Here is a 22,668-nt window from a genome sequence, read left to right on the forward strand (position 1 = left end):
GGTGAGTCAGTCGCGGGGGGTGAGCCCCTGGGCCTTCGCGTTCTGCCTCTCCAACGCGAGTTCCAGCGCGTCGGCGAGGGTGGCTCGGGTGGTGACCGGGCCGAGGTCGAGTCCGAGCTGGACCATGGTCTGCGCGATCGCGGGCCGGATGCCGGAGATGACGCAGTCGGCGCCCATGAGGCGCGCGGAGGCGACCGTCTTCATCAGGTGCTGGGCGACGAGAGAGTCGACCGTGGGCACCCCGGTGATGTCGAGGATCGCCATGGTCGCGTTGTGCTCGACGATGGCCTCCAGGAGGTTCTCCATCACCACCTGACTGCGTGCGCTGTCGAGCATGCCGATCAACGGCACGGCCACCAGCCGGTCCCAGAGCTTGATGACCGGCGTGGCCATCTCCATCAGCTGCTGGCGCTGGCGGTCCACGATCTCACGGTTCTCGTGGAGCGTCGTCTCGACGACGACGACCCGCAGGGTGGACAGGAGTTCGGTCCACAGCAACCGGGCCCGGAGCACATCGCCGCCGCCCGCGTCACCGGACTCACGCTCCAGGATCTCCACCGGGGCGGTGCCGAGGGCCCCGACCTCGCGGTCGATCTGCCCGATGGACAGACCCGAGCGGGTGCGGGAGGCGCTCATCGAGGCCAACTGCTGCCGGATCGTTCCGAACCCCGGGGCCTCGATGTCGCTCACGCGCCCGCTCTCCGCCACCTGGGCCAGGGACTCCAGTACGGCGTGGCAGGCCTCCACCGCCTCGTCCCGGGTGACGGTGAAGACCGCCTGGAAGAGCGGCAGGTCGGCCCAGCGCTGGGCGATCTGCTCGTTTCTCTCCCTCAGGATCCGAGCCACGGTCCGTGGCGCGTTCCCTGCGGTGGGGTCTTCGGTCATGTGGTTCCCATCGTTGCTCGCTTGTCGCCCGACAACTGTCTACCAGAATGTCCGGCCCGGGGCGGTTCCCTACTGTGGTTCCCCCTGTGGGGACTCACACCTTGCCCCGCCAGTCAAGGCACACGACCAGCGCGTCGTCCTCGCTCCGCTCCCCGTGCCGGTAGCCGCTCAGGTTGCGCAGGATCTCCTGGGGGACCGAGGCGGCGGGCAGCAGGCGGGTCGCGAGGATCGAGCGCGCGAGCGCGCGCTGCCCGAAGGTGTCGGCGCCGGGGCCGGAGGCCTCGAACACGCCGTCGCTGACGAAGACCAGCCGGTCCCCCGGCTGGACGGTGAAGCGCTGCGTCGTGTAGACGGTGTCCTCCGCCATCCCCAGCGGCATCTGCGCCTCGAAGGGGAAGTGCGCCACCGCGTCGTCCCTCAGGAGGTACAGGCGGGGTGACCCGGCGTCCACCACCTCGACCTCACCGGTGGTCTGGTCGAAGGAGAGCAACAGGACGTCGAGGTAGAGCCCGCCTTGGTGCTGGGCGTAGACCGCCTGGTCAGCGAGGGCGACCTGGTCCGCGAGCGGGATGCCCGCCCTGCGGGCGTTGCGCAGCGCGTTCACCGCCAGGCTGGTGAGCAGCGACGCCTCGATGCCCTCGCCCATGCCGTTGGTGACGCTGAGGACGAGGTGGTCGCCCCCGGCGGACCAGTCGAAGTTGTCGCCGCGGATGGCGTAGGCCGGCTCCAGCTGGGCCCCCAGCCCGTACTCCGGGCACTCGTAGGCGCGCCCGGCCAGGAGGTCCCACTGGATCTCGGCGGCCAGGGTGAGCCGGTCGCGGCGCCGGACCGTCCGGTAGAGGTCCGTGTCCCGTTCGGCGACGAGCAGTTCGTGGCCCAGGGCCCGCGCGATCCGCTCCAGGTCCCCGAGCACGCGCGGGTCCGGCTCGACGACGGGCAGTTCGACCACGAGCACGCCCGTCCGGTCGCCGCGTACGCTCACCGGCAGGCGCACCACCGAGCGTCCGGCGCCCGGGAACCCCTCGACCAGCCGCTCCTGGGAACCGAACACCCTCCCGTCCGTGCTGTTGAACAGGGAGTGGTGGCTCGGCTCCTCCCCCGGCTCGGTGACGTGGCACAGGGACGTCATCCCGTAGTCGGCCAGCAGCAGGTCCACCGCCAGCGCCTCGAAGTACTCGGTCACAGCTCCGCGCAACGCGGTCAGCAGACCGTCGGGCCTGGCCTGTTGGAGGGCCCGTGCGACTGCCTCGTAACCGTTCAAATTCGTCAACCTGTGTTTTCTGTCAGGGGGAGCAGACGTCCCCTCCGGCTCTCCGGAGGGCACGGGCGGCGGGCGCGGAACCGGGCGTTCCGTTATGGTCTTGGAGATACCCGGCCGCCGTCCAAGGCGCGGGTCCCACTCACAACCGCGATGTGGTGAGGCTGGAAAGTGAGCGCTGAATCGCAGGAGAAGGCACATGACGCCGCCCGCGTCGCCTCCGAGGCGACCGAGCTGATGGAGGTGTTGTGGGGCCGGGGACGCGAGCTCGCGACAGCACCGGTCTCAGCGTCCCAGCTCAAGGTCCTGTTCATCCTCGATGACGAGGACGGTGTGAACCTGCGGACCGTCACCGATCGTCTGGGCTCCACCCCTCCGTCTGTCAGCAGACTGTGTGACCGCCTGGAGGCGGTCGGCTTCGTACACAGGACCTCCAGTCCCAGCAGCCGTCGCGAGCTGAGGGTCTGGCTGACCGAGAGCGGGCGCTCCTTCATGCGGGACCTCCGCGCCCGGCGGGAGCGCGAGCTCCACGCCGTGATCGCCCGTATGCCCCCGAGGAAACGGGCGATGCTGCTGGAGGGCCTCGCCGCCTTCCAGGAGGCGGCGAACCGTGTCGACGGTGACACCGGAGAGGCCGAACACGAGCGGCTGGGATTCCGCACGGCGTGAACCGCCGCCGCCCGGTACCCCTCCCACTCGAGAACAATGCCCACATCGTCAACTATTGTCAAGAAGCAACAGTCTGGTCGGTTCCAGGGGAGCCGGGCAGACCGGGCCCCGCACACGAACGCTCCCCAGGAGCCGGTCCGAAAGCGTCGGTCCGGCTCCTGGGGAGCGATCCACGGGGCGCGCACCGTCGGCGCCGACGCCCCCGAGCCTGTCTTCGTCCGTCTCCCGCCCGATCGGCGGGCCGCCCCGCGCGCGGCGGGTCGGTGGTCCGTCAGATGACCGGGGGCCGACCGGCCCGGGTCATCCGCCAGGCGGTCCGCCAGCTGATCGGCGTGCGTGGGCCCGCGTCCTCGCGCCATCCCTCGCGGAAACCGGAGAACCACGACTTCAGGGCGGCGCCGTTCCGCTCGCGCAGGAGGGTCAGCCCCACCCAGGTGCCCAGGTAGGCGAAGGCCAGGGGCCACGGCAGGTTGCGGCGGGCCAGCCACACCCGGTTGCGGGCGTTGAGCCGGTAGAAGTTCTCGTGCCGGGTCGGTGCCACCGCCGGGTGGTACATCACGGCCTCGGCGTCGTACTCGATCGTGTAACCGGCGTCCATGATCCGCCAGGCGAGGTCGGTCTCCTCGTGGGCGTAGAAGAACTCGCCCGGCAGGCCCCCGCCCTCGTCGAAGGCGGTGCGGCGCACGGCGCTGGCCCCGCCGAGGAACGTGGTGACCACACTCGACTGGCGGGAGTCCCCCACGCGCAGCCGAGGCACGTGACGGCGCTGGTCGGGTCCACCGTCCGGGTCGGCGATCCGGAAGGACAGCGCACCCAGAGTGGGGTCGGCGGCGAAGCGGTCGCGCACGTGCCGGGCCAGGTCCATCGACCGGTACCAGCCGTCGTCGTCCAGGAACAGGATGACGTCGCCGCTGGTCGCCCGCACGCCCTCGTTACGACCGGCGGGGATGCCCACGTTCTCCGGGAGGCGCACCGTGGTGACGCCCTCGGGCAGCTCGGGCAGGTCCGCGCCGTTGCCGACGACGACCACCTCGACGTCGGCACCCTGCTGCTCGAACACGCTGGTGATCGCACGCCGCAGCTCGGCCGGACGGTTGCCCATGGTGAGCAGGACGCAGGACAGTGTGGGCTTTCCTGGCACCTCGGAGCTGCTCCGTTCGGCTCTGGGCGCACGGTTGTCGTGCGCCGTCGGCGCTCCGGAGCCTTGAGATGGAGGGATCACGGGTGTGGCCATGGTTGCGACCGTTCAGTGGACGACGTGCGGCTGACAGGTGGACACATGTCAACGTTCGCAGGAACAGACTAACGAAAGAATAAAAGCGACGTGTACGGAGCCACGGACGGGGTAACGTCCGCGGCTCCGTCAATGACGTCACGCGTAGGCGCGGCGCTACTCCAGGCGCCGGGAGGCGAGCACGCTCACGAAGTGCGCGAAACTCATCAGCACCGCGACGGCGGCACAGGCCACGACCAGTACACGGGTGGCCAGCAGGTCCCCGAGGAGGAGGTCGGCCACGGCCGCCACCACCACGATCAGGGACAGTTCCACCGCCTGGATCAGGCGGTGCACCTTCAGCGCCGAGGCGAGTCGGCGGGCCAGGCTCAGTCCCGAGGACTTCGGCCGCATGGCCTCCTCGGTGATCTTCTCCGGCAGCCCTGCCTTGGCCCTGGCCACCACCACGTTGTCGGTCTCGGCCTTGATGAGGACGACACCGAGCGCGGCGGCCATGCCCAGGATCACCCAGCCGCCCGCCTCGAACTCTCCCTGGGCTCGGATGCCCAGGCCGACGAGCAGGGCGACCTCGGACACGTAGTGCCCGATGCGGTCCAGGTAGATCCCGGCGACGCTGGTGCGTCCGGTGTACCGGGCCACCTCACCGTCGGAGCAGTCCAACAGGAGGTAGACCTGCACGAACACCGCAGCGAGGATCGCCGACCACAGACCGCCGAAGGCCACGATCACCCCGGCGAGCACACCGAACACCATCATCAGGTACGTGATGGGGTTCGGCGGCACGCGCAGGCGCACGAAGAACGTCGACAGGTACGGGGAGATGTCCCTCATGTAGAGACGACCCGCCCAGTGCTCCTCGTTGACGCGCTCCTTGATCCCCGCGGGCTGGCCGCCCGCGCGGACCTCAGCGACCGACGGCTTCGACATAGTCCGCGACACTCCGCCCGATCTCGTCCTCGGAGAGGTTCAGGTGTTCAAGGATGGTGAACCGGCCCGGGCGGGTGCCCGGGGCGTGGGCCACCGCGCGCGCGAACGACGCCTCGTCGAGACCGACGTCGGAGGGCACGATCGGCAGCTGGTGGCGGATGAGGCAGTTCCTGATCTCCTCCAGCCGCGCCTGGGGCCAGTCCAGGTGCCTGACTCGCAGGTAGGACGCGAACAGCGCGCCCAGCCCGGCGAGCTCGCCGTGGTTGCTGGTGCCCGGGTACAGCTGGGTGACGGCGTGCAGGATCTCGTGGCAGGCGCCACTGGCCGGACGGCTGGACCCGGCGACCGACATGGCCATGCCGGACAGCACCAGCCCCTCGGCCAGCACCTTGAGGAACCCGTCGGAGTCGATGGAGTCCGGGCGGTGCAGGACCGCCTCGGCCGCCACACGCGCGAAGGTGACCGCCATGCCGTCGACCGGCTCGCCGTTCACCCTCCCCGCCAGTTCCCAGTCCTCGATGGCCGAGATGTTGCTGACCACGTCGCCGACGCCGGACCGGACCAGGTGCGGGGGCGCCGCCTGGACGTAGTCGACGTCGATGACGACGGCGATGGGCATGGTGACGCCGATCGACGGCTTGCCGCCCTCGTGCTCCAGGGAGCTGACGGGGGAGGCGATGCCGTCGTGGGCCAGGTTCGTGGCCACGGCCACCATGGGGATGCCCGCCATGGTCGCGGCGAACTTGGTGACGTCGATGGTCTTGCCGCCACCGATACCGGCCACAGCCTCGTAGGCGCCGGAGCGCAGCTTCTTGCCCAGTTCGGTCGCGGCGTCGACGGTGCCTTCCTCGACCTGGAAGACCTCGCACTGCGGCAGGTCCAGGTCAGCGGCGATCTGCGCGCCCTGGCCCGGGCCCACCGCGACGGCGATGCGTCCCTCGGTGGCGATGCGGCGGTCGGCCAGCACCGTCCCGAGCGAGGCGATGGCTCCCCGGCGAACGTCGATCGCCAGCGGGGAGGGGAGCATTCGGGCTAGTAGTGGCACGCGATCTCCCTCGCCTTGGCCAGGTCGTCGTGGTTGTCGACCTCGACCCAGTCGACCTTGCCGATGGGGGCCACGGAGATCTTCTCGCCGCGGCGGACGAGCTCCTGGTAGCCGTCCTCGTAGTACAGCTGGGGGTCGCGCTCCCAGGTGGCCTTCAGGGCGTCGGCCAGGCGCGGGGCCAGCGAACCCTCGATGAGGGTGGCGCCGATGTACTCACCGGCGGCGGTCGCGGGGTCCATGAGCTTGGTGATGGTGCTGAGGTGACCGTCCTCGTCGAGGGTCACCTTCATCTCCTCGTCGGCCAGGTTTTTCACGTTGTCCACCGCGAGGAGCAGTTCCGGCCCCCTGGCGGCGAGTAGCGTTTCCTCGACACTGACGGGGTGGACGGTGTCACCGTTCACGAGGAGGACGCCCTCGGAGAAGAACTCGCGCGCGGTCCACAGGGAGTAGGCGTTGTTCCACTCCTCGGCCTTGTCGTTGTAGCTGAGGGTGAGCTTGACGCCGTGGCGCTCCTCCAGCGCCGCCTTGCGCTCCTCCACGGCCTCGGCACGGTAACCGACCACGACGACGACGTCGGTGAGCCCGGCGGCGGCCAGGTTGCGCAGCGAGATGTCCATGATGGTCGTCTCGCCGTCGACTGGAACCAGGGCCTTGGGCAGGGTGTCGGTGTAGGGACGCAGACGGCGCCCCGCGCCTGCGGCGAGAACCATTCCGAGCATGAGGGCGTGTTCCTCCTTAGTTCGAGGAGGCTCTCACGCCTCCCCGTTCGTTCCGGCGGCCGGTTGGCCCCCGTCTCCCTGGCGGGTGATCGGGTGATCCCCCAGGACGTCGGCGCCGTCGCCGCCTTCCTTCGCGGTGTTGACGCGGACGTCGGACACCGGTGTGGCGCTCCAGGTGCGCACGGCCTCGCGAACGAGCAGTATCGCCAGGTATGCGGCGAGTATGCCGTAGGCGGCGGTGAGGGCGGACAACGCGCCCCCGACCGCGATGACGATCATGCGGCCGTCCCAGCCGAGCGCGGCGCTGCGCACCCACGCCGGTCGGCTCACACCGACCGCGGGACGTGCGACGTCGTCACGGTGGTGGCAGACGACCGTCACCAAGAGTACGAACACCAGGGGACCGGGCACACCGGACGCGAGCCCGACCACCGTCAGGTAGCTGTACTCGGTGACGCGCAGGAGCGGGGGTACGAGCCAGTCGTACCGCCCGTCGTGGGGGTGGCCCGAGGCCAGACCGGACAGTAGCAGGGCAGCGACCGGTGCGAACAGGGTAATGCCTGTCAGCCGTCCCCCGTCCGCCGCGATCAGCACGAGGACGACGACGGCACCGGCGACGGTGGTGAGCAGCGGTGGGGCCAGGCCCGGCACCAGCCTCCCCAGCAGCAGACCCATGTGACTGTCATCACGGAGGACGCGGAGGTCGGGGACGGTCGGGCCGAACCCCTCGCGCACGGTTCCCCGGGTACGGCCGCTTCCCGGACCCGGTTCCGGCGCGCTCATGGGCGGGACTCCCGCGAGGAGGTGCCGACCAGCTCTCCGGTGATCGCCACGGCGCAGCCGACGACAAGGCTGAGGAAGGCGATCCGCGCGTCGAAGGCGACGGTGGCGACGGCGATGACGAGGAAGCGGGTGGGCTGGTCGAAGGCCATCGCCAGGCGGGACAGGCCGATCAGGGAGAGGTCCGCGGCCCCGGGGGCCTCGGCGCGCTCGGCTCCGTCCGCCACCGGACGGGACCTGGTGGCGGTCTCGGTCGCGGCCTCCCCGGCGACCTCGGAGGGCTTCCGGGGCCGGGGCACGCGGGGCTCGGGGAGCCGGAGGCCCTCAGGGCGACGCTGTGAGGGCAGGGTGAGGGGTTTCGGGTTCGAGGGCGCCGGAGGGGCCGAGCGGGCCACCAGAAGCGCGTCACGCAGGGCCAGGGCGATCAGCGCCCCGGCAGCCCACCCCCAGGCGCTGGCGAAGCCGGCGGCGGCCGCCCCGAACGCCAGGCCGACGTAGACCGCGTACTCGCGAAGCTGGGCGACCATGGACACCGTCCAGAGGGTGAGTGCGTCCCGCCGGTGGGCGCGCATCCGGTCGCGGACGGCGTCACAGCACAGGATCAGCCCGAGCAGGGCGGACCCGGCCACGGCGCCGACAGGGTCGGCCCGGCTGAACCAGACCGCCGCGCCGACCGCCGCCACGAGGCTGATCCGGGTCACCCCCGAACGGGTGACGTGCCTGCGCTCCAATATGCGCGCGGTCACCCGCGCCAACGTGCCAGTCATGTCCGTGCCCTCCCAGTTTCAACTGAGAGTCACCGTCACTCACGCTCTGTGTGCAATCAACCACTGACACGCGTATGAGGGCCGTCGTCCGCTCTTCGAACCCCTGAGGGCTTTACGGACAGTTCCAGACACGAAAGAGCGCACCTCCGGAACTGTCCGGGATGCGCTCTTTGTGGGCTTGTCGGAGGGTCAGGCGGCCTGTCCGCCGTCCTTGCCCTCGTTGCCGTCCTTGGGCTGCTCCGGAGCGGCGTCGCCCGGGGCGGGATCGGCGGCCTTCTCCTCGACCTCGATCTTCTTCTCCGCCGCCTCGGCGCGCTTCTTCTTCGCGGCGTCCTTCTTCTTGCGCTCGTCGATCTCCGCCTTGGTGTCCTCGTTGTAGGCGGCCAGCGCGGAGTCGATGTCGGTGTCCAGGGCGAGCGCGCCGCCCTTGATGTACAGACCGCGGTTGCAGAAGCGGCGCAGGTCCTTCTCGTTGTGCGAGACCAGCACCATGGTGCGCTCGTTGGCGAGCATGCGGTCGATGGCCTCGTAGCACTTGCGCTTGAAGGCCTTGTCGCCGACCGCGAGGACCTCGTCCACCAGCATGATCGGGTGCTCCAGCTGCGAGATGAGCGCGAAGCCCAACCGCACCTTCATGCCGCTGGAGTAGTGCCGCACCGGGGTGTCGATGAACTTCGGCTTGACCTCGGCGAAGTCGACGATGTCGTCGAAACGCTCGTCGATCTCCTTCTCGCTCATACCGTGCAGCGAGCCGACCAGGTACACGTTCTCGCGTCCGGTCAGGTTGTCGTTGAACCCGGCGCGCAGCTCCAGCAGCGGCGCCACCTTGCCGTGCACGCTGACCTTGCCCTCGTCGGGGAGGAGCACCCCGGCGATCATCTTGAGCAGGGTCGACTTGCCGGTGCCGTTCTTGCCGACGATGCCCACGCAGTCGCCCTTGGCGATCTCGAAGGAGACGTCGCGCAGCGGCCAGAACTCGTTGCCCTCGGCGTTGGGGTCGCGCTTGTTGCCGTGGATGAACATCTCACGGAGGCTGCGCTTGCGGCGGCGGTTCACGGCGAACTTCACACCGAGGCCCTCGGCCTCGATGACCGGACCGCTGGCGACCGCGGCCTCGTAGGTGGACGCCATCACAACTCCTTCAGAACGGACATCTCCAGGCGCCGGAACGTCCAGTACCCGATGACGAGCATCAGGATCGAACCGACCACCGCAGAGGTCAACGCGAGAGGACTGGGCGTAAGTTCCTCAAATCCGGCGAACCACACCGTACGGTGCATCTGGAAGATACCCATCAGCGGGTTGAGCTCGTAGAGGGTCTTCGCCCAGCCGGGCGCACCCGAACTCAGGACCATCGTGGCCGGGAACAGGATCGCCGACCCGTAGAACAGGATCCGGGTCAGGATACGCGTGAGTCGTTCCACGTCACGGAGCAACACGTTGACCGCGGACAGGAACAGCGTCACGCCGAGGCCGAACATGAAGGTCAGCACGATCGCCAGCGGCAGCCAGAAGAGCATGCCCTCCCAGCTGAAGCGGCCGCCCAGGGCGAACACGAAGATCAGCAGGACCGGCCAGGTCAGCAGGTACTCGACGAACTTGGTGCCGACGGTGGCCATGGGGAAGATCTCACGGGGGACCTTCATGGTGGTGATCAGCTTCGAGTGCGTGATCATCGCTCGCGGGGCCTCGCTGAGGATCGCCCCGAAGGTGGTCCACGGGAGGATTCCCGCGACGAGGAAGAGGATGTAGCCGCCCTGCGCCTTGGCGTCCTCGGGTATTCCGCGATCGGCCTGGAGCACATAACCGAAGATGAAGAAGTACACCAACGTCAGCGCGAGGGGTTCCAACATCGTCCAGGCGTACCCCAGCACGGACTGCTGGTACTTGACCTTCAGGTCGCGCCGGACCAGGAGGCCGACGACCTTCCGGTTCTCCCAGACGGCCAGCGTCCTTGACGCCACCGCCACCTCCAAGGTTTGAGATCGTCCGGATCACGATGTGCCGGACTGTCGCGTCTACGAACTCGCCTGCGCGCACCGACCGTCTACGCGGTCGCGCGGTCGGTTCCTCACCGGACCGGAAGAGGGGGCATCCGGGCGACCGGGGGAAGTCGCGCACCGCGCCCGTCTCCACTACCGAATCAGAGGAGGTAGGGACCGGGCACGCCCAACAGGCGTCCATAGGTTACCGCTGCATGGGACAGACCGTGCCAACCACGTGCCGTGCTCGCCGCATTCGTATGGTGAGCGACCGGGTCCGGACCGACGGGATCGCCGGTCACGCGCCCGCCGGGGTCGTCCGCCACACGGCTCGTCGGTTCGACTAGGGTCAGCGTTTCCACGCACCTCCGCCCGGCCGTTCCCCGTGCGCGTCCGCCACGGCCGCGGAGCCGATCGCTGACAAGGGGGCCCGCGCAAGTGCACCCGGGCACCTCAGCCGAGACGCGGACCCGTCCTCCTCAGCCCACAGCCGTGGGTCCGGCCCGCAGGCCTGGGCCACGGGGGGTTCCCGTTCGAGCCCCGGGGAGACTTCTGCAAGGGAGTCGAGCCGCCAGCGAGGAACGAGCCAGGCGTGGACGAGGATGCTGTGTTGCCTGAAACCCAGCCCCCTCCGCAAAGGCGCCGAACACGGGCCGAAGCGAAGCGGAGGCCAAAGAGAAAGGGAAACCCATGCCCACACGGGTGATCGCGGCGGTCCTGGCGGGAGGCGTCGGCTCCCGGATGGGCGCCCCCTCCCCCAAGCAACTGCTGCCGTTGGACGGTCGGCCCATCATCGAGCGGTCGATCGCGGCCTTCGAGGCGAGTCCCGAGGTGGACGAGATCGTGGTGCTGATGGTGGAGGAGTACGTGGGCCGGGTCGAGGAGATCGTGGCGGACGCCGGTTTCACCAAGGTGACCCGCGTGCTGCCGGGCGGGGAGACCCGAACCGACACCTCCTTCGCCGCGCTCGCCGCGATGGCTGGGGCGGCCGACACTGACCTGGTCCTGCTCCACGACGCGGCGCGTCCCCTGGTGCGGCCGGAGACGATCGCGGCCTGTGTCTCCGCGCTCGGTTCGGCCGGGGCCGTGGGGGTGGCGGTACCCAGCGGGGACACCGTGGTCGAGGTGGTTCCGGGGCGCGACGGCGGCGAGGCGATCGCCCGGACCCCCGACCGTTCGCGACTGCGCCGGATGCAGACGCCCCAGGGGTTCCGGCTGGGGGTGGTCCGGCGGGCCTACGAACTGGCGATGGCGGACCCCGAACTGGTGGCCACCGACGACTGCGGCGTGGTGCTGCGGTACCTGCCGGACGAGGAGGTCCGGATCGTGCTCGGAGACGAGAGCAACATCAAGGTGACCAACCCCGGTGACGTGGAGGTCGCCGAGACGCTGCTGCGCCGGTCCGGCGAGGGCGCCGGGCTGGGGGCGGCGTCGTGAGCGGGGTGTTCGAGGCGACCGAGGTGATCGGCCACCGGGGCGCGGGCCGGGGCGTGGTCGACGGGGCGGCGGAGAACACGCCCGCCTCGTTCGAGTTGGCGGCGCGGACCGGCGCGGACTGGATCGAGATCGACGTGCGCCGTACCGCCGACGACCGGCTGGTGCTCTTCCACAACGCGGCGCTGGACGACGGCCGGGCGGTCGTGGACCTCACCGAGGCGGAGTGCCGCGCTGAGGGGCTGGTCGGCCTGGAGGAGGGGCTGGCCGCCATCCCGCCCGAACTGGGGCTGGACGTGGACGTCAAGACGGTGATGGAGGACGGGGTGGACGCTCCGTCGCGGCGGACCCTCGCCCTCGTCCTGCCGTTCCTGCGGCGCGAGGCCGCGCGCCGGAGGATGTTCGTGTGCTCCTTCGACCCCGGGCTGCTGTTGGGTGTGCGCGAAGGGGCACCGGGGGTGGCGACGGCGTGGATGCCGTTCGTGCGCAACCCGGCGGACACCGCGATCCCGGGCGCGGTGGGCATAGGCTGCCCGATCGTGGCGGTGGACGCCCGGGCCCTGGGGCTGGCGGAGGACGGGCCCCGGCCGGGCCGCCGCGCGCTGGAGTACACCGTGGAGACGGCGCACCGGGCCGGGCTGGAGTTGATCTCCTGGTGCCCGGACCCGGTGGACGCGGCGCGCTTCGCGGCGGCCGGGATGGACGCCGTGGTCGTGGACGACGTGCCGGGAGCGGTGTCGGCGCTCGGTTCGACCGGCGGCGCGCGGGAAGCGCAGTAGGCACCGGTCCCGGGCGCCTGGCGGCCTCGGGGCGGCTCCGCTCAGATCCGGTCGAGGAGTTCGGCCTTCTTCTGGCCGAACTCCTCGTCGGTGAGCAGGCCCTTGGCGTGCAGGTCGCCGAGGCGTTCGATCTGCTCGAAGATCCACGCGGTGTCCGCGACCGCCGCTCCTGCGGCCGCGCCTTCCGGGGCCGGGGCGGGACCGGCTCCGCCCGTTGCCTCCGGTTCGTCGTCGATCCGGGCGTTCCCTCCTCCGGGGAGGTTCGCGGTGAGGCGGGGCGCGCGCACGGTCTCCATGGCGCTGCGGGCCGCGTCCTTCCACCACTCCGGGTCGTCGGGGCCGGGCCGCGCCTCCTCTTCGGAGACGTCGCCGGAGCCGAGCGCGCGCCGGGTGGCGGCGCCGCGCGCCCAGCGGTGCGCCGTGACGGCGGCGGCGAGCAGGAAGACCTGGTGGATCTCGTTGCCCTCCTCGCCCGCGCGCAGGACGTTGAGGTCGTTCTTGGGTTTGCCCGAGTCCTCCTGCCCGCTCCCGTCCGTGACGAACCGGACGAAGCCCCAGCCCCAGTCGTCGAGCGGCGCCCACTCCACTCCGGTGATGTCGGCGAGGGCGTACTCACGGCGCTGTTTCTTCTTCTTGTAGCCGCTCGCGTAGGTGCCCGCCCAGACCAGGGTGAGCCGGTCGCCCTCCAGGCGCGCGGTGCCCTCGCAGGTCATGATGTGCAGAGGGAGGCCGGGAACCAGACGGGTGGGGGTCGAGGGGGCGGGTTCCTCCGCCTGGCTCGCGGCGAAGCGGAGCTGGTCGGCCAGGTACTCGGCGACCAGCTCGGTCTTGGCCGGGCCGGTGAGCCGGAAGGGCTGGGCCCTCTCGTCGAGCATCGCGCCCACGGCCGCGTAGGGGTCCATGCGCTCGTGCAACCGCAGATTCATCACCCAGCCGTTCCTGCGACCGGCTCCGGGACGGAAGTCGACGTCCCGTACTGCGGCGACCGGTACCTCCAGGTTGCCGAGGAGCTTGAGCAGCGGGCTCCTGAACCAGCCCTTCGTCTCGTACCTGATGGAGACCGACTGACCGTCGAACCCCCAGGCGGCCTGGTCACCACGCAACTCGTCCATTGGCACCTTCTCCAGTTCTCCGCTGCCCCGATGAACCCTGCCTAGCAGAACGTCCGCCCTCGATCGAGGGCGGACGTCGTCCACTTGTGGCCGATGCGCTCGTGCGGCGGTCCGGGACCACCGCACGCGGCCGGAGCGGGGTCAGGCGTTGCCGGACCCGCTCGCGGAGCCACTGCTGGTGCGGGCGGTGCGGGAGTCGGCTCCGAGCCCGGGCGGACTGGTGATGAAGCCGACGCCCCACGACATGTGCATGGCGGCGAGCGCGACCGGGATGAGCGGCCACGAGGAGGCGGGCAGGCCGCGGGTGAGCGGCGCCGACGCGACGGTGATCAGGGCGAGGTAGGCGGCGGGCACCAGCCAGAGCGGCCAGAAGAACGCGCCGCCGACCAGACCGGTCACGACCCCCGCCACGGCCACCGGAGGGGCCAGGTAGCGCAGGTTGATGGTGCCCTTGTGCTGGCGGGCGACCACGCGCCGCCAGCGACCGTAGTGGAAGTACTGCTTGGCCAGCAGCCTGACGTTGCGGCGCGGACGGTAGGAGACCCGCATCCGGGGCTGGAACCAGACGGTGCCGCCGGTGGTGCGGATGCGGTGGTTCATCTCCCAGTCCTGCGCGCGCAGGAACGCCTCGTCGTAACCGCCGACCCGCTCCAGGGCCGAACGGCGGAAGACACCGAGGTAGACGGTGTCGGCGGGGCCGCCCTCACCTCCGGTGTGGAAGCGGGCGTTGCCCACACCCACCTTGGAGGTCATGGCGGCGGCGACGGCGCGCTCCCAGGGGGTGGTCCCCTCGGCCGCCATGATGCCGCCGACGTTGTCCGCCCCGGTCTCCTCCAGGGTCTCCACGGCCACCCGGAGGTAGTCCGAGGGCATCATCGCGTGACCGTCGATCCGGGCGACGATGTCGTGTGAGGAGGCTCCGATGGCGGCGTTCAGCCCGGCGGGGGTCCTGCCCGTGGGGTTGTCCACCACCTTCACGCGGGGGTCGGCCGCGGCGAGGTCGTCGGCGACCTCACGCGTGCGGTCCGAGGAGGGGCCCACGCCCAGAACGACCTCCAGCTCGCCCGGGTACTCCTGGGCGAGGACGTGCTCCACCGCTGCGGCGAGGTGGCGCTCTTCGTTCAGTACGGGCATGACGACGGAGACAGGCGGCCAGCACACAGGCACTTCCCAAGGTCAAGACTGTCGGGACTGCGTGACACCGTGAGGGCTCCAGGGGCGCGGGGCCCCGGGCTCGCTCGACGGTGGCGCGGGCTCAACGGTACTGCACGCGGACCCGCCGAACGGCCGGGTCGCCCGGTGTGTGGGGGATGGCCGAGGGGGAAGGTGAAGACGAGACGATCGGGTCCCGGAGAACTCTTCCACTGAACAAGGCGTCTCACCCAAACGGGAGAACAACACGCCGAGGGTTGACATCCCGCACCCTTCGGCCGATCGGGTGACAACCTAGATACCCAGGTACCTATACCTAGGACACCGTTGAACGGGTGGGACGGGGACGCCGATGAGCGACGAGGACGCCGGACGGCAGAGGAACACGGGCGAGTTCCGACGTGAGCGCTCGCAGCCTCAGCCACCCGGTCGGCGGCGCTCCTCCCGGTCCGGCAGGTTCACCGTGCCCGAGCCGCGTGTGCGCCGCCACCGCAACGGGCTGGTCCTGATGAGCGTGCTCTCGGTGCTGGTCCTGCTCGCCTCCGGCACCTCGTGGGCGATCACGGGGTGGATGTCCGGTTCCCTGAACCGGTTCGACGTGTTCGGCGGGCTCGCCGAGGGCGACCGCCCGGAGGACACCGGCGGGCTGACCTTCCTCGTCATCGGTTCCGACAGCCGGGACGAGATGAGCAAGGAGGACCAGAACGCGCTCAGCGTGGGCTCCACACCCGGGCAGCGTTCGGACAGCATGATGCTGGTGCGCCTCAACCACGAGCGCGACCACCTCACCGTGGTGGGCCTCCCCCGCGACCTGTGGGTGGACATCCCCGGCGAGGGCGACGACAAGATCAACGCCGCCTACGCCTACGGCGGCCCGCAGCTCGCCGTACAGACGGTGGAGTCCGTCACCGACGTGCGGATCGACCACTACGTCGAGGTGGACTTCAACGGGTTCGTCGAGGTGGTCGACGCCCTGGAGGGCATCGACGTGTGTCTGCCCGAGGCCATCAACGACCCCAAGGCCCAACTGGACATGCAGGCCGGGACGCACCGGGTGGACGGCACGGAGGCGCTGGGATTCGCGCGCACCAGGGCCACCGCGCGCGGTGACCTGGACCGGATCGACCGCCAGCAGCAGGTGCTGTCGGCCATGCTCGACCGGGCCATGAGCACCGAGACCCTCTCCGACCCTCGCAAGCTGACCGCCTTTCTGGACAGCGCGCTGTCGTCGGTGACGGTCGACGAGGGACTGGACACCGGCACGATCAACGACCTGGCATACCAGATGCGCCACCTTGACCTGGAGAACGTCACCTTCGCCCAGGTGCCCATCGCCGACATGGAGCACTGGACGCCGCGCGGCGACGTCGCCCTGCTGTGGGACGAGCCCGCGGCCCGGGAGATGTTCGCGGCGATCAACGCCGACCGCCCGCTGTCGGAACCCGAGGACGAGCCGGAGAAGGCCGACGAGGGGGACGATGAACCGGTCCCGTCCGACGTCACCCTGCGGGTGTTCAACGGCACGGCCACCCCGGGCCTGGGCGCGCAGATGGACGACCAGCTGACCACCGCCGGGTTCGACGTCACGGACGAGGCCGAGAACTGGAGCAGCCGCGACGTGGCCACCACGGAGATCAGGTTCGGTCCGGGCCAGGAACAGGCGGCCGAGTACCTGGCGGGAACCCTGCCGGGTTCGCAGACCGTTGAGGACCGGACCCTGGACGACGACCTCCAGGTCGTGATCGGATTCAACTACACGACGTTCGAGGCGCCCCGGGTCGAGGCGACCGAGGCGGCGCCGGAGGAGGAGCCCTCCGCCGGCGCCGAACCGGCCACCACGACCGCGAAGGACAACATCTGCGGTTAGCCCCGCGAAGGAAGGGACACGTGCTCCGCCACCTGGTCGGCCTGCTCTCCGGAATCGCCCTCGCCCCAGTGCTGTGGGTGGGTGTCGCCTGGTCCGCCGACCTCCTGCCAGGGATCACCGGGGGCGACGTGAGTGTCGCGACGGTGTTCTCCGTGGTGGTGCTGTGCCTGGTGGGGATCGTCTGCGCCTCTCTGGTGGCCTCCAGGTTCTCCCCGCTCGCCGCGGGCGCCTCCGGGCTGCTCCTCGTGGCGCTGTGCCTGTGGCCGGTGGTCGCGCTGGACTCGGTGGGACCGGCCCTGCACTGGCTCAACGAGGAGAGCTTCCTCTACCCCGACGGCGCGGGGATCGGTGTGGCGCTCCCCCTGGGCGTGCTGCTGCTGGTCTCCGCCACGACGCCGACCCGGTGGCGGGCGGCCAACGACGCCGGACCGCTGGGCGCTCCCTCGCGTGAGCGGGTGGTGGCCAGCCACAGCCGCGAGGAGTTCCGGCGCGATGCCGATCCCGAACTCGACGGGGAGTCGGTCAGGCTGGTCACCCCGGACCGGGCCTGGACCGACGGCGGGCCCGTGGGCGACACCGTTCCGGACGTGCCGCCGCCCTCCTCACCCGTGCGGCAGTATGACGATCCAAACAAGACCACGACACCGTTTCGTCGCGGTGAGACCGGCGCCGTGTGGACCCCCGTGGACGAGGACCCCGGTCACACCCGGTCATTCAACGACGGAAGGTACTAGTCGACACAGGGTGTGCATTGCCACACGAAGCCTGACAGTCCTCCCCCGGTGCGGAATGTCCCCGACCCGCCGGTAATCTGACCGCCTGACTGTTCACGTGTTGTTCGATCGAGCGCCAGCCCCCGACGCGTAGGGTGATGCACCGTCCCCCCGGACAACCCGTCGGCCGAACCATGTCCGTTTTCTGCCCTCATGCGGGATGTGAGCCGCCACCAGCGGGCACACCAGCAGGTGAGGCGCATGCGGAAGCAAGGAAGGAACACCAGTGGTCGAAGCGGAACGTATGCGGGTCTCCGTCATCGGAACCGGCTACCTGGGCGCCACCACGGCCGCCTGCCTGGCCGAGATGGGCCTGGAGGTCATCGGCCTCGACGTCGACGAGGCCAAGATCAGCATGCTCCGCTCCGGCAGGGTCCCCTTCTACGAGCCCGGACTCGACGAGCTGCTGACCGCCAACCTCCAGACGGGTCGGCTGCGCTTCACCACGGACTTCGCGGAGATCGCCGAGTTCGCCGACCTGCACCTGATCTGCGTGGGCACGCCGCAGCGGGACGACTCCGGCGCCGCTGACCTGCGGTACGTCAACTCCGCGGTGGACCAGCTCGCGCCGCACCTGACCCGGCCGACCGTGGTGGTGGGCCGCTCCACCGTGCCGGTGGGCACCGCCGCCACCCTGGCCGCCCGCCTGGCCTCGCTGGCGCCGGTCGGCGAGGAGGCCGAGCTCGGGTGGAGCCCGGAGTTCCTCCGCGAGGGCTTCGGTGTGGAGGACACCCTGCGGCCCAACCGGATCGTGATCGGCACCGACTCCCCCCGGGTGGAGAAGGCGGTCCGCGCGCTCTGGCAGCAGCAGGTGGACGAGGGCACGCCGTTCCTGGTCACCGACCTCCAGACTGCCGAGCTGGTCAAGGTATCCGCCAACGCGTTCCTGGCCACCAAGATCTCCTTCATCAACGCGATGGCCGAGGTGTCCGAGGTCGCGGGCGCCGACGTCATCCAGCTGGCCGAGGCCCTCTCCTACGACGACCGCATCGGCGGCAAGTTCCTCGGACCGGGTCTGGGCTTCGGCGGCGGCTGCCTGCCCAAGGACATCCGGGCGTTCATGGCCCGCGCCGACGAGCTCGGGGTGGAACCCGCCCTGTCGTTCCTGCGCGAGGTGGACGCGATCAACCAGCGCCGCCGGGCGCGCACGATCGACATCGCCCGCCAGCTGATCGGCGGCAACTTCGCCGGGCGCACCGTGACGGTCCTGGGCGCGGCCTTCAAGCCGAACTCGGACGACATCCGCGACTCGCCCGCACTGGATGTGGCGTCCACCATCGCGTCCCTGGGGGCGCACGTGACCGTGTACGACCCGGCCGCCCTGGAGCGGGCGCGCGAGGCGCACCCGGAGCTGAACTACGCGGAGTCCACCCTGGAGGCGGCGCGCGGGGCCGACGTGGTCCTGCTGCTCACCGAATGGGCGGAGTTCCGCGAGGCCAACCCGGAGGAGCTGGCCACGGTGGTGGCGCAGAAGAGGATCGTGGACGGGCGCAACGCGCTCGACCCGACCTACTGGCGCGCCTCCGGCTGGACCTACCGGGCGCTGGGCCGCCAGTAACGACAGCACCGAACGGCCGTCCCTGAGGGGGCGGCCGTTCGTCGTGTGCGCCGCACCCGTGATTGACTGCGCTCCGCACTCAATTCATGACCCTCGGTATTCCCCGGGGTGGTCGAACGGAGCCCGATGTCGAAGTTCCCCGTACTGGCCGGGGCCGCCCTCGCCCTGCTGATGGCCGCTGTCACGCCCGCCCACGCCCAGTCCTCGGACTGCCCGGTACCGCCCGCCCAGCGTGACGCCCCCAGCCCGGGCCCATCCGTGAACACCCGTGTGGACACCCCGGACACGGAGTACGAGCTCCTTGACGAACTGTCCCCCGTGGAGTGCCTGGACCCCTCGTGGACCATCAAGGGCACCTGGGACCAGGGGTTCGTGGTCGCCGACGGCCAGCCGCTGAAGGACCTCCAGAAACTGCCCTCGGGCTGGATGCTGGACCGCTTCGCCTTCCCCTGGCGCGCGTAGGTCACCCCAGCGGTCGAGCCCTGCTCCAGCACGCTCTGGAGGACGCGGAGCACGGTCAGTTCCTCCCCGCCGCAGCCCGGCGGAGCTTCTTCCGAAGCCAGTCAGGAATATGGTCCTCGTCGCGAGGAAACGCATGCACATCCCTCCAGAAGTCACTGAAGGTCGGCTCACCAGGTGACGTCCGTGAGGAAGTCCAAGGACCGGACAACACCGGGAAGGTCGAGAAAGTTGGGCTCTCAGAGCCAGGGCGCGGGACTTTGGCGCCCAGTCTCGGGATCAGTCTGAAGCGTGGTCGGTTCGAAGCGTTCCTGCTTGACGAAGTTGAGATTCTCGTCCAACTCACGGTGAATGATCCTGTTGCCCAGGGCGTCGTAGATGGTCTCGGAAAGCAGTCTCCCCTCCTCGTCCCACTCGTGCCAGGGTCCCACTTTGCCATAGGGGTGGCGACGTACTCCGAGCAAGATCAGCTTTCCGCTGGCGTTCCACACGGTGAATGGCCCATCCTCCGAGCCTTCCATGAAGGTCCAGACTTTCAGACCACCGTCCTCGGTTCGGGCGTGCGCTTCTCCACTGTATGGTTTCCCAAGGTAGAACGCCAGGCCCCCGCCACCCGACTTCAGTGTCGCTATTTCTCGGGATTTCCACAACGGGTTTCCTTCCGAAACTTCTTCGGACTCCAGAGGAAGCGGAACTGTTCGCCAACCCCATGGCCCGTTCTCTCGCCATTGCTTTCCGTAATACCCAGTCGGAGAGAATTCTTCGTTCCGCAGGAGCTGACCGCTATTGTCCCACTCTCTCTCCAAACGCGAAACTCCCCTTGAATCGACCACTTCCTCCTTGACCAGATTACCTTCGGGATCCCACTCGTGCCTGGGCCCGACCCACTGCGCCCCTCCGTAACAGTTGCCATACTCGAGCAACTGTCCCGTGGAGTCCAAAAAGTAGTCAGGCCCCCAAGGCGTTCCTTCAATGAATACCTGACAAATGAGTGCACCCAGGTCATACTGGACCACCTTCCCAGTGAATCCCTGGCCATCCAACACAGCCGAAGAGTCATCCACATGATCAAATTCTTCGTAATCGACTTCGCGCATTCTCTTCACCTTCCTTTAGATTCCTGTGATTTTCGATACGAAAGTTCTATTTGAGCCTGCTCTGTGGAGTAACGTTCCTCCCATCTCATCGATCCTGCATCCTGGTCGATTCTCTGATTGGTGGGATCAAAGGGCGTTCTAGTGTTCTTACCTACTCGCGGTGTCTCCATTCCTCCCAAGATGTGTGTGCAGTTGGCACAACATGGGGCGATTGCGGGCGTTTGCCCCTTTGCTTCATCCTTCATGGAGAACCTGTTGTCTCCCATCAGATCTTCCATTTTGAGGTCGGCGCGTAGTTCTGCTGCCTTGTTCGCCGCCTTCACTTCCGCGTGACGCAGGGGGTGGTCATCGAAGGGGAACTCGTGGAATCTCGGGTCGGATCCCGGCGAGCTGTAGATTCTATACCCTTGACCGGGGTCGCGCATGGCTTCCACCCTATCGCCAATGAGTTGGGTTAGTGCACTCTCGGGAATAGTTGACTTCTTTCCTCCGTTTATACCTTCGAACACACTCCCCGAGACCCGATCGATGACAATAGATGTGACCTGACCGCCACTCTTTCCGAACATCGCCGGACCATAGATCTTCTTGTTGTCGATATTGGCTTCCCGAAATGCCTCAACGTATTTTCTTATCTCTTCTCCGCGATTCTTCGTCATGTCTGCCTGCCAATCCTTGAGGGGACGCCCGTCAACAGAGTCAATCCTCCCGAATGCATCCCGACCAAGGTTTCCAGTGAGGGTACCGAGAACCCTCCCATTGCGGAGCTTCTCCAGGGAATCTGGAGTGGGATCCGGGATAATCTTGTCCCCCCAACCGTCATTTTCGCCGATCCCAGACCTGTCAAGGTTCGGATCGCCAAGAGCCTGGCTTACGTTAGGAGTGTCATTCGGCCTGTTGAATCCTTCACCCCCACTCGATTCGTTTGCAGAATTGTCGCTTCCCTGCCCCTTCCCTCTATCATTGTTTTGCTCGGAAATCTCCTGGTTCCCTCCCGCCTTCTTGGTCTCTCCAGTGTCTCCGTCATGCGATCCCTGCCCGTCCTCGCGCTGAACGTGGGGTTCCCTGTCCGGGTTTTCCTTTTGCGAGGGGGGATTTTCCTCGTTCTGGTTCTGGGCGTTGTTCTTGTTGTCCTGGACATCGGCACCGCGGTCGCCTCTGGTGACATCGGCGATCTCGTTGCCTGAACGGCTACCGGAACCGGGGGCGTCGATGTCGGTGGCATTGGCTCGAACCGAGGCAGGGGCGGGGGCCTTCTTCGACTCGGTGAGGACGTCACCGTCGTTCCTGCTCGAAACCAGGGCCGGTTCGGGCTCGGACCCGGACCGGTTCGGTCTGATATCAACCGAGTCACCGGAGCCGCTCGCCCAGTTCGGGGGCTTCTCCGTGTCGTTCTTTCTCGAACCGTCCCCGGAGTCGCCCTCACGGTTGCTGGTGTTCTGAGAAACCCGGTCCGCTCGGTTCAGGTCCCCGCCAGTGGGCTCGGTGTGCTGCCGTGCGCTGACAGGCCGACCACCGCCGGAACCGGACTCACCGCTGGAGCCGGAACCGCTGCTGGTGGTGTTCAACCGGTCCAACGACGCGGTGACCTGTGCGGCCTGAGTCGGAGAGAAACCGCTGGTGTCGATGTTGACCACCGGCGCCCCATTGCCGCCGTAGGTCGGTATGTCCGAGATGTCAGGCAAATCCACACCACCGCCGCCGCGGTTGGAGCTGCCCATGCCGTCCAGGATCGCCGCGCCGCGCCAGGCCATCAACGGCACACCCACCACCGCGCCCACACCCGTGGCGGTCAACACCGCACCGCCCACGGTCGCGCCGATGTTGAGCAGCGCGGTCCCGATCACATAGCCGGGGCGCTCGCCCCACTCCTCCCATGGCACCACCGAGTGCGCCAGGTCCTTCCACGCCTCACCCGCCGAAGACAGCCCCGCCCAGCCCAACGAGTCCGACTCCGCGTCATACATCCCCACCAACGAAGCAGCCGAGGTCAGGTTGCCCCAGTGGTACTCCTTGAGCGAGTCCCCCCAGGACTGCGCGAACCACCCCTGGGAGGAATGGGCGCCCACGGCCGCACCCACACCCTCGACCGCGCCCACACCGAAGTCCCAGACCGCCGAGCCCACGTCCCGAACCCACCCGTAGTCGGTGCCTGCGGCGGCCTCACCCCA

The 22,668-nt window shown here is 68.9% G+C and carries 20 protein-coding genes and 1 pseudogene; 7 read left to right on the forward strand and 14 right to left on the reverse strand.

The genetic code is table 11. From position 1 onward, the window contains the following. Positions 1-6: 6 nt before the first annotated feature. Together BDW27_RS24955 and BDW27_RS24960 are read right to left on the reverse strand one after the other, a co-directional pair. Positions 7-885 carry an STAS domain-containing protein gene (locus BDW27_RS24955; RefSeq protein ID WP_110052045.1) on the reverse strand — a complete coding sequence of 293 codons (879 nt, stop codon included), beginning with the start codon at positions 883-885 and terminating at the stop codon, positions 7-9. Between the two features lie 94 nt (positions 886-979). Beyond that, on the reverse strand, positions 980-2,146 hold the full coding sequence (locus tag BDW27_RS24960) for a PP2C family protein-serine/threonine phosphatase (protein WP_110052047.1): 1,167 nt from the start codon (positions 2,144-2,146) through the stop codon (positions 980-982). A gap of 168 nt (positions 2,147-2,314) precedes the next feature. On the opposite strand from BDW27_RS24960, the gene BDW27_RS24965 reads away from it, so the two are divergent. Continuing rightward, on the forward strand, positions 2,315-2,812 hold the full coding sequence (locus tag BDW27_RS24965; protein ID WP_199560761.1) for a MarR family winged helix-turn-helix transcriptional regulator: 498 nt from the start codon (positions 2,315-2,317) through the stop codon (positions 2,810-2,812). 271 nt (positions 2,813-3,083) lie between these two features. On the opposite strand, the gene BDW27_RS24970 is transcribed toward BDW27_RS24965, so the two are convergent. From BDW27_RS24970 to BDW27_RS25005, 8 genes are all read right to left on the reverse strand, one after another. Beyond that, complete coding sequence (locus tag BDW27_RS24970; RefSeq protein WP_017542147.1) at positions 3,084-3,914, reverse strand: glycosyltransferase; 831 nt, start codon at positions 3,912-3,914, stop codon at positions 3,084-3,086. 288 nt (positions 3,915-4,202) lie between these two features. Then, positions 4,203-4,973, reverse strand: a complete 771-nt coding sequence (locus BDW27_RS24975; RefSeq protein WP_017542148.1) for a CDP-alcohol phosphatidyltransferase family protein — start codon at positions 4,971-4,973, stop codon at positions 4,203-4,205. Further along, positions 4,951-6,000 carry an iron-containing alcohol dehydrogenase family protein gene (locus tag BDW27_RS24980; protein WP_017542149.1) on the reverse strand — a complete coding sequence of 350 codons (1,050 nt, stop codon included), beginning with the start codon at positions 5,998-6,000 and terminating at the stop codon, positions 4,951-4,953. The genes BDW27_RS24975 and BDW27_RS24980 overlap by 23 nt, the downstream gene beginning before the upstream one ends. A 5-nt stretch (positions 6,001-6,005) precedes the next feature. Further along, on the reverse strand, positions 6,006-6,737 hold the full coding sequence (locus BDW27_RS24985; protein ID WP_017542150.1) for a sugar phosphate nucleotidyltransferase: 732 nt from the start codon (positions 6,735-6,737) through the stop codon (positions 6,006-6,008). A gap of 33 nt (positions 6,738-6,770) precedes the next feature. Beyond that, the gene (locus BDW27_RS24990) at positions 6,771-7,520 is read right to left on the reverse strand and encodes a DUF5941 domain-containing protein (protein WP_017542151.1); all 750 of its coding nucleotides are present in this window, start codon (positions 7,518-7,520) and stop codon (positions 6,771-6,773) included. Beyond that, positions 7,517-8,284: a hypothetical protein gene (locus BDW27_RS24995; RefSeq protein WP_110052048.1), complete on the reverse strand. Its 768-nt coding sequence runs from the start codon at positions 8,282-8,284 to the stop codon at positions 7,517-7,519. Before BDW27_RS24995 ends, BDW27_RS24990 begins: the two co-directional genes overlap by 4 nt. 189 nt (positions 8,285-8,473) lie before the next feature. Continuing rightward, entirely contained in the window at positions 8,474-9,415 is a 942-nt protein-coding gene (locus BDW27_RS25000) for an ABC transporter ATP-binding protein (protein ID WP_017542153.1), read from the reverse strand. Continuing rightward, complete coding sequence (locus BDW27_RS25005; protein WP_017542154.1) at positions 9,415-10,260, reverse strand: ABC transporter permease; 846 nt, start codon at positions 10,258-10,260, stop codon at positions 9,415-9,417. Before BDW27_RS25005 ends, BDW27_RS25000 begins: the two co-directional genes overlap by 1 nt. A 696-nt stretch (positions 10,261-10,956) precedes the next feature. On the opposite strand from BDW27_RS25005, the gene BDW27_RS25010 reads away from it, so the two are divergent. Next, entirely contained in the window at positions 10,957-11,703 is a 747-nt protein-coding gene (locus BDW27_RS25010) for a 2-C-methyl-D-erythritol 4-phosphate cytidylyltransferase (RefSeq protein WP_017542155.1), read from the forward strand. Further along, a complete protein-coding gene (locus BDW27_RS25015) occupies positions 11,700-12,479 on the forward strand; it encodes a glycerophosphodiester phosphodiesterase (RefSeq protein WP_110052049.1) in 780 nt (259 codons plus the stop codon). Before BDW27_RS25010 ends, BDW27_RS25015 begins: the two co-directional genes overlap by 4 nt. A gap of 41 nt (positions 12,480-12,520) precedes the next feature. On the opposite strand, the gene BDW27_RS25020 is transcribed toward BDW27_RS25015, so the two are convergent. After that, complete coding sequence (locus BDW27_RS25020) at positions 12,521-13,591, reverse strand: DUF4429 domain-containing protein (RefSeq protein ID WP_110052050.1); 1,071 nt, start codon at positions 13,589-13,591, stop codon at positions 12,521-12,523. A gap of 141 nt (positions 13,592-13,732) precedes the next feature. Then, entirely contained in the window at positions 13,733-14,752 is a 1,020-nt protein-coding gene (locus tag BDW27_RS25025) for a glycosyltransferase family 2 protein (protein WP_110052051.1), read from the reverse strand. A 343-nt stretch (positions 14,753-15,095) separates the two neighbouring features. Between BDW27_RS25025 and BDW27_RS25030 the strand changes: the two genes are divergently transcribed. From BDW27_RS25030 to BDW27_RS25045, 4 genes are all read left to right on the forward strand, one after another. After that, entirely contained in the window at positions 15,096-16,610 is a 1,515-nt protein-coding gene (locus tag BDW27_RS25030) for an LCP family protein (protein WP_110052052.1), read from the forward strand. Positions 16,611-16,630: 20 nt separating this feature from the next. Beyond that, positions 16,631-17,344 carry a YIP1 family protein gene (locus BDW27_RS25035; RefSeq protein WP_110052053.1) on the forward strand — a complete coding sequence of 238 codons (714 nt, stop codon included), beginning with the start codon at positions 16,631-16,633 and terminating at the stop codon, positions 17,342-17,344. A gap of 265 nt (positions 17,345-17,609) precedes the next feature. Then, positions 17,610-18,941, forward strand: a complete 1,332-nt coding sequence (locus BDW27_RS25040; RefSeq protein WP_017542161.1) for a UDP-glucose/GDP-mannose dehydrogenase family protein — start codon at positions 17,610-17,612, stop codon at positions 18,939-18,941. A gap of 126 nt (positions 18,942-19,067) precedes the next feature. Then, positions 19,068-19,403, forward strand: coding sequence for a hypothetical protein (locus BDW27_RS25045; protein WP_110052054.1), 336 nt, complete (start codon positions 19,068-19,070; stop codon positions 19,401-19,403). Positions 19,404-19,639: 236 nt separating this feature from the next. Here BDW27_RS25045 and BDW27_RS27920 read toward each other — a convergent pair whose 3' ends face one another. Both BDW27_RS27920 and BDW27_RS27925 read right to left on the reverse strand, forming a co-directional pair. Next, the gene (locus tag BDW27_RS27920; protein ID WP_233515920.1) at positions 19,640-20,497 is read right to left on the reverse strand and encodes a hypothetical protein; all 858 of its coding nucleotides are present in this window, start codon (positions 20,495-20,497) and stop codon (positions 19,640-19,642) included. 5 nt (positions 20,498-20,502) lie between these two features. After that, positions 20,503-22,668 (reverse strand): annotated as a pseudogene (locus BDW27_RS27925) (hypothetical protein); the annotation flags it as partial.

The sequence above is a fragment of the Nocardiopsis sp. L17-MgMaSL7 genome (assembly GCF_003182025.1).
GTDB lineage: Bacteria > Actinomycetota > Actinomycetes > Streptosporangiales > Streptosporangiaceae > Nocardiopsis > Nocardiopsis prasina.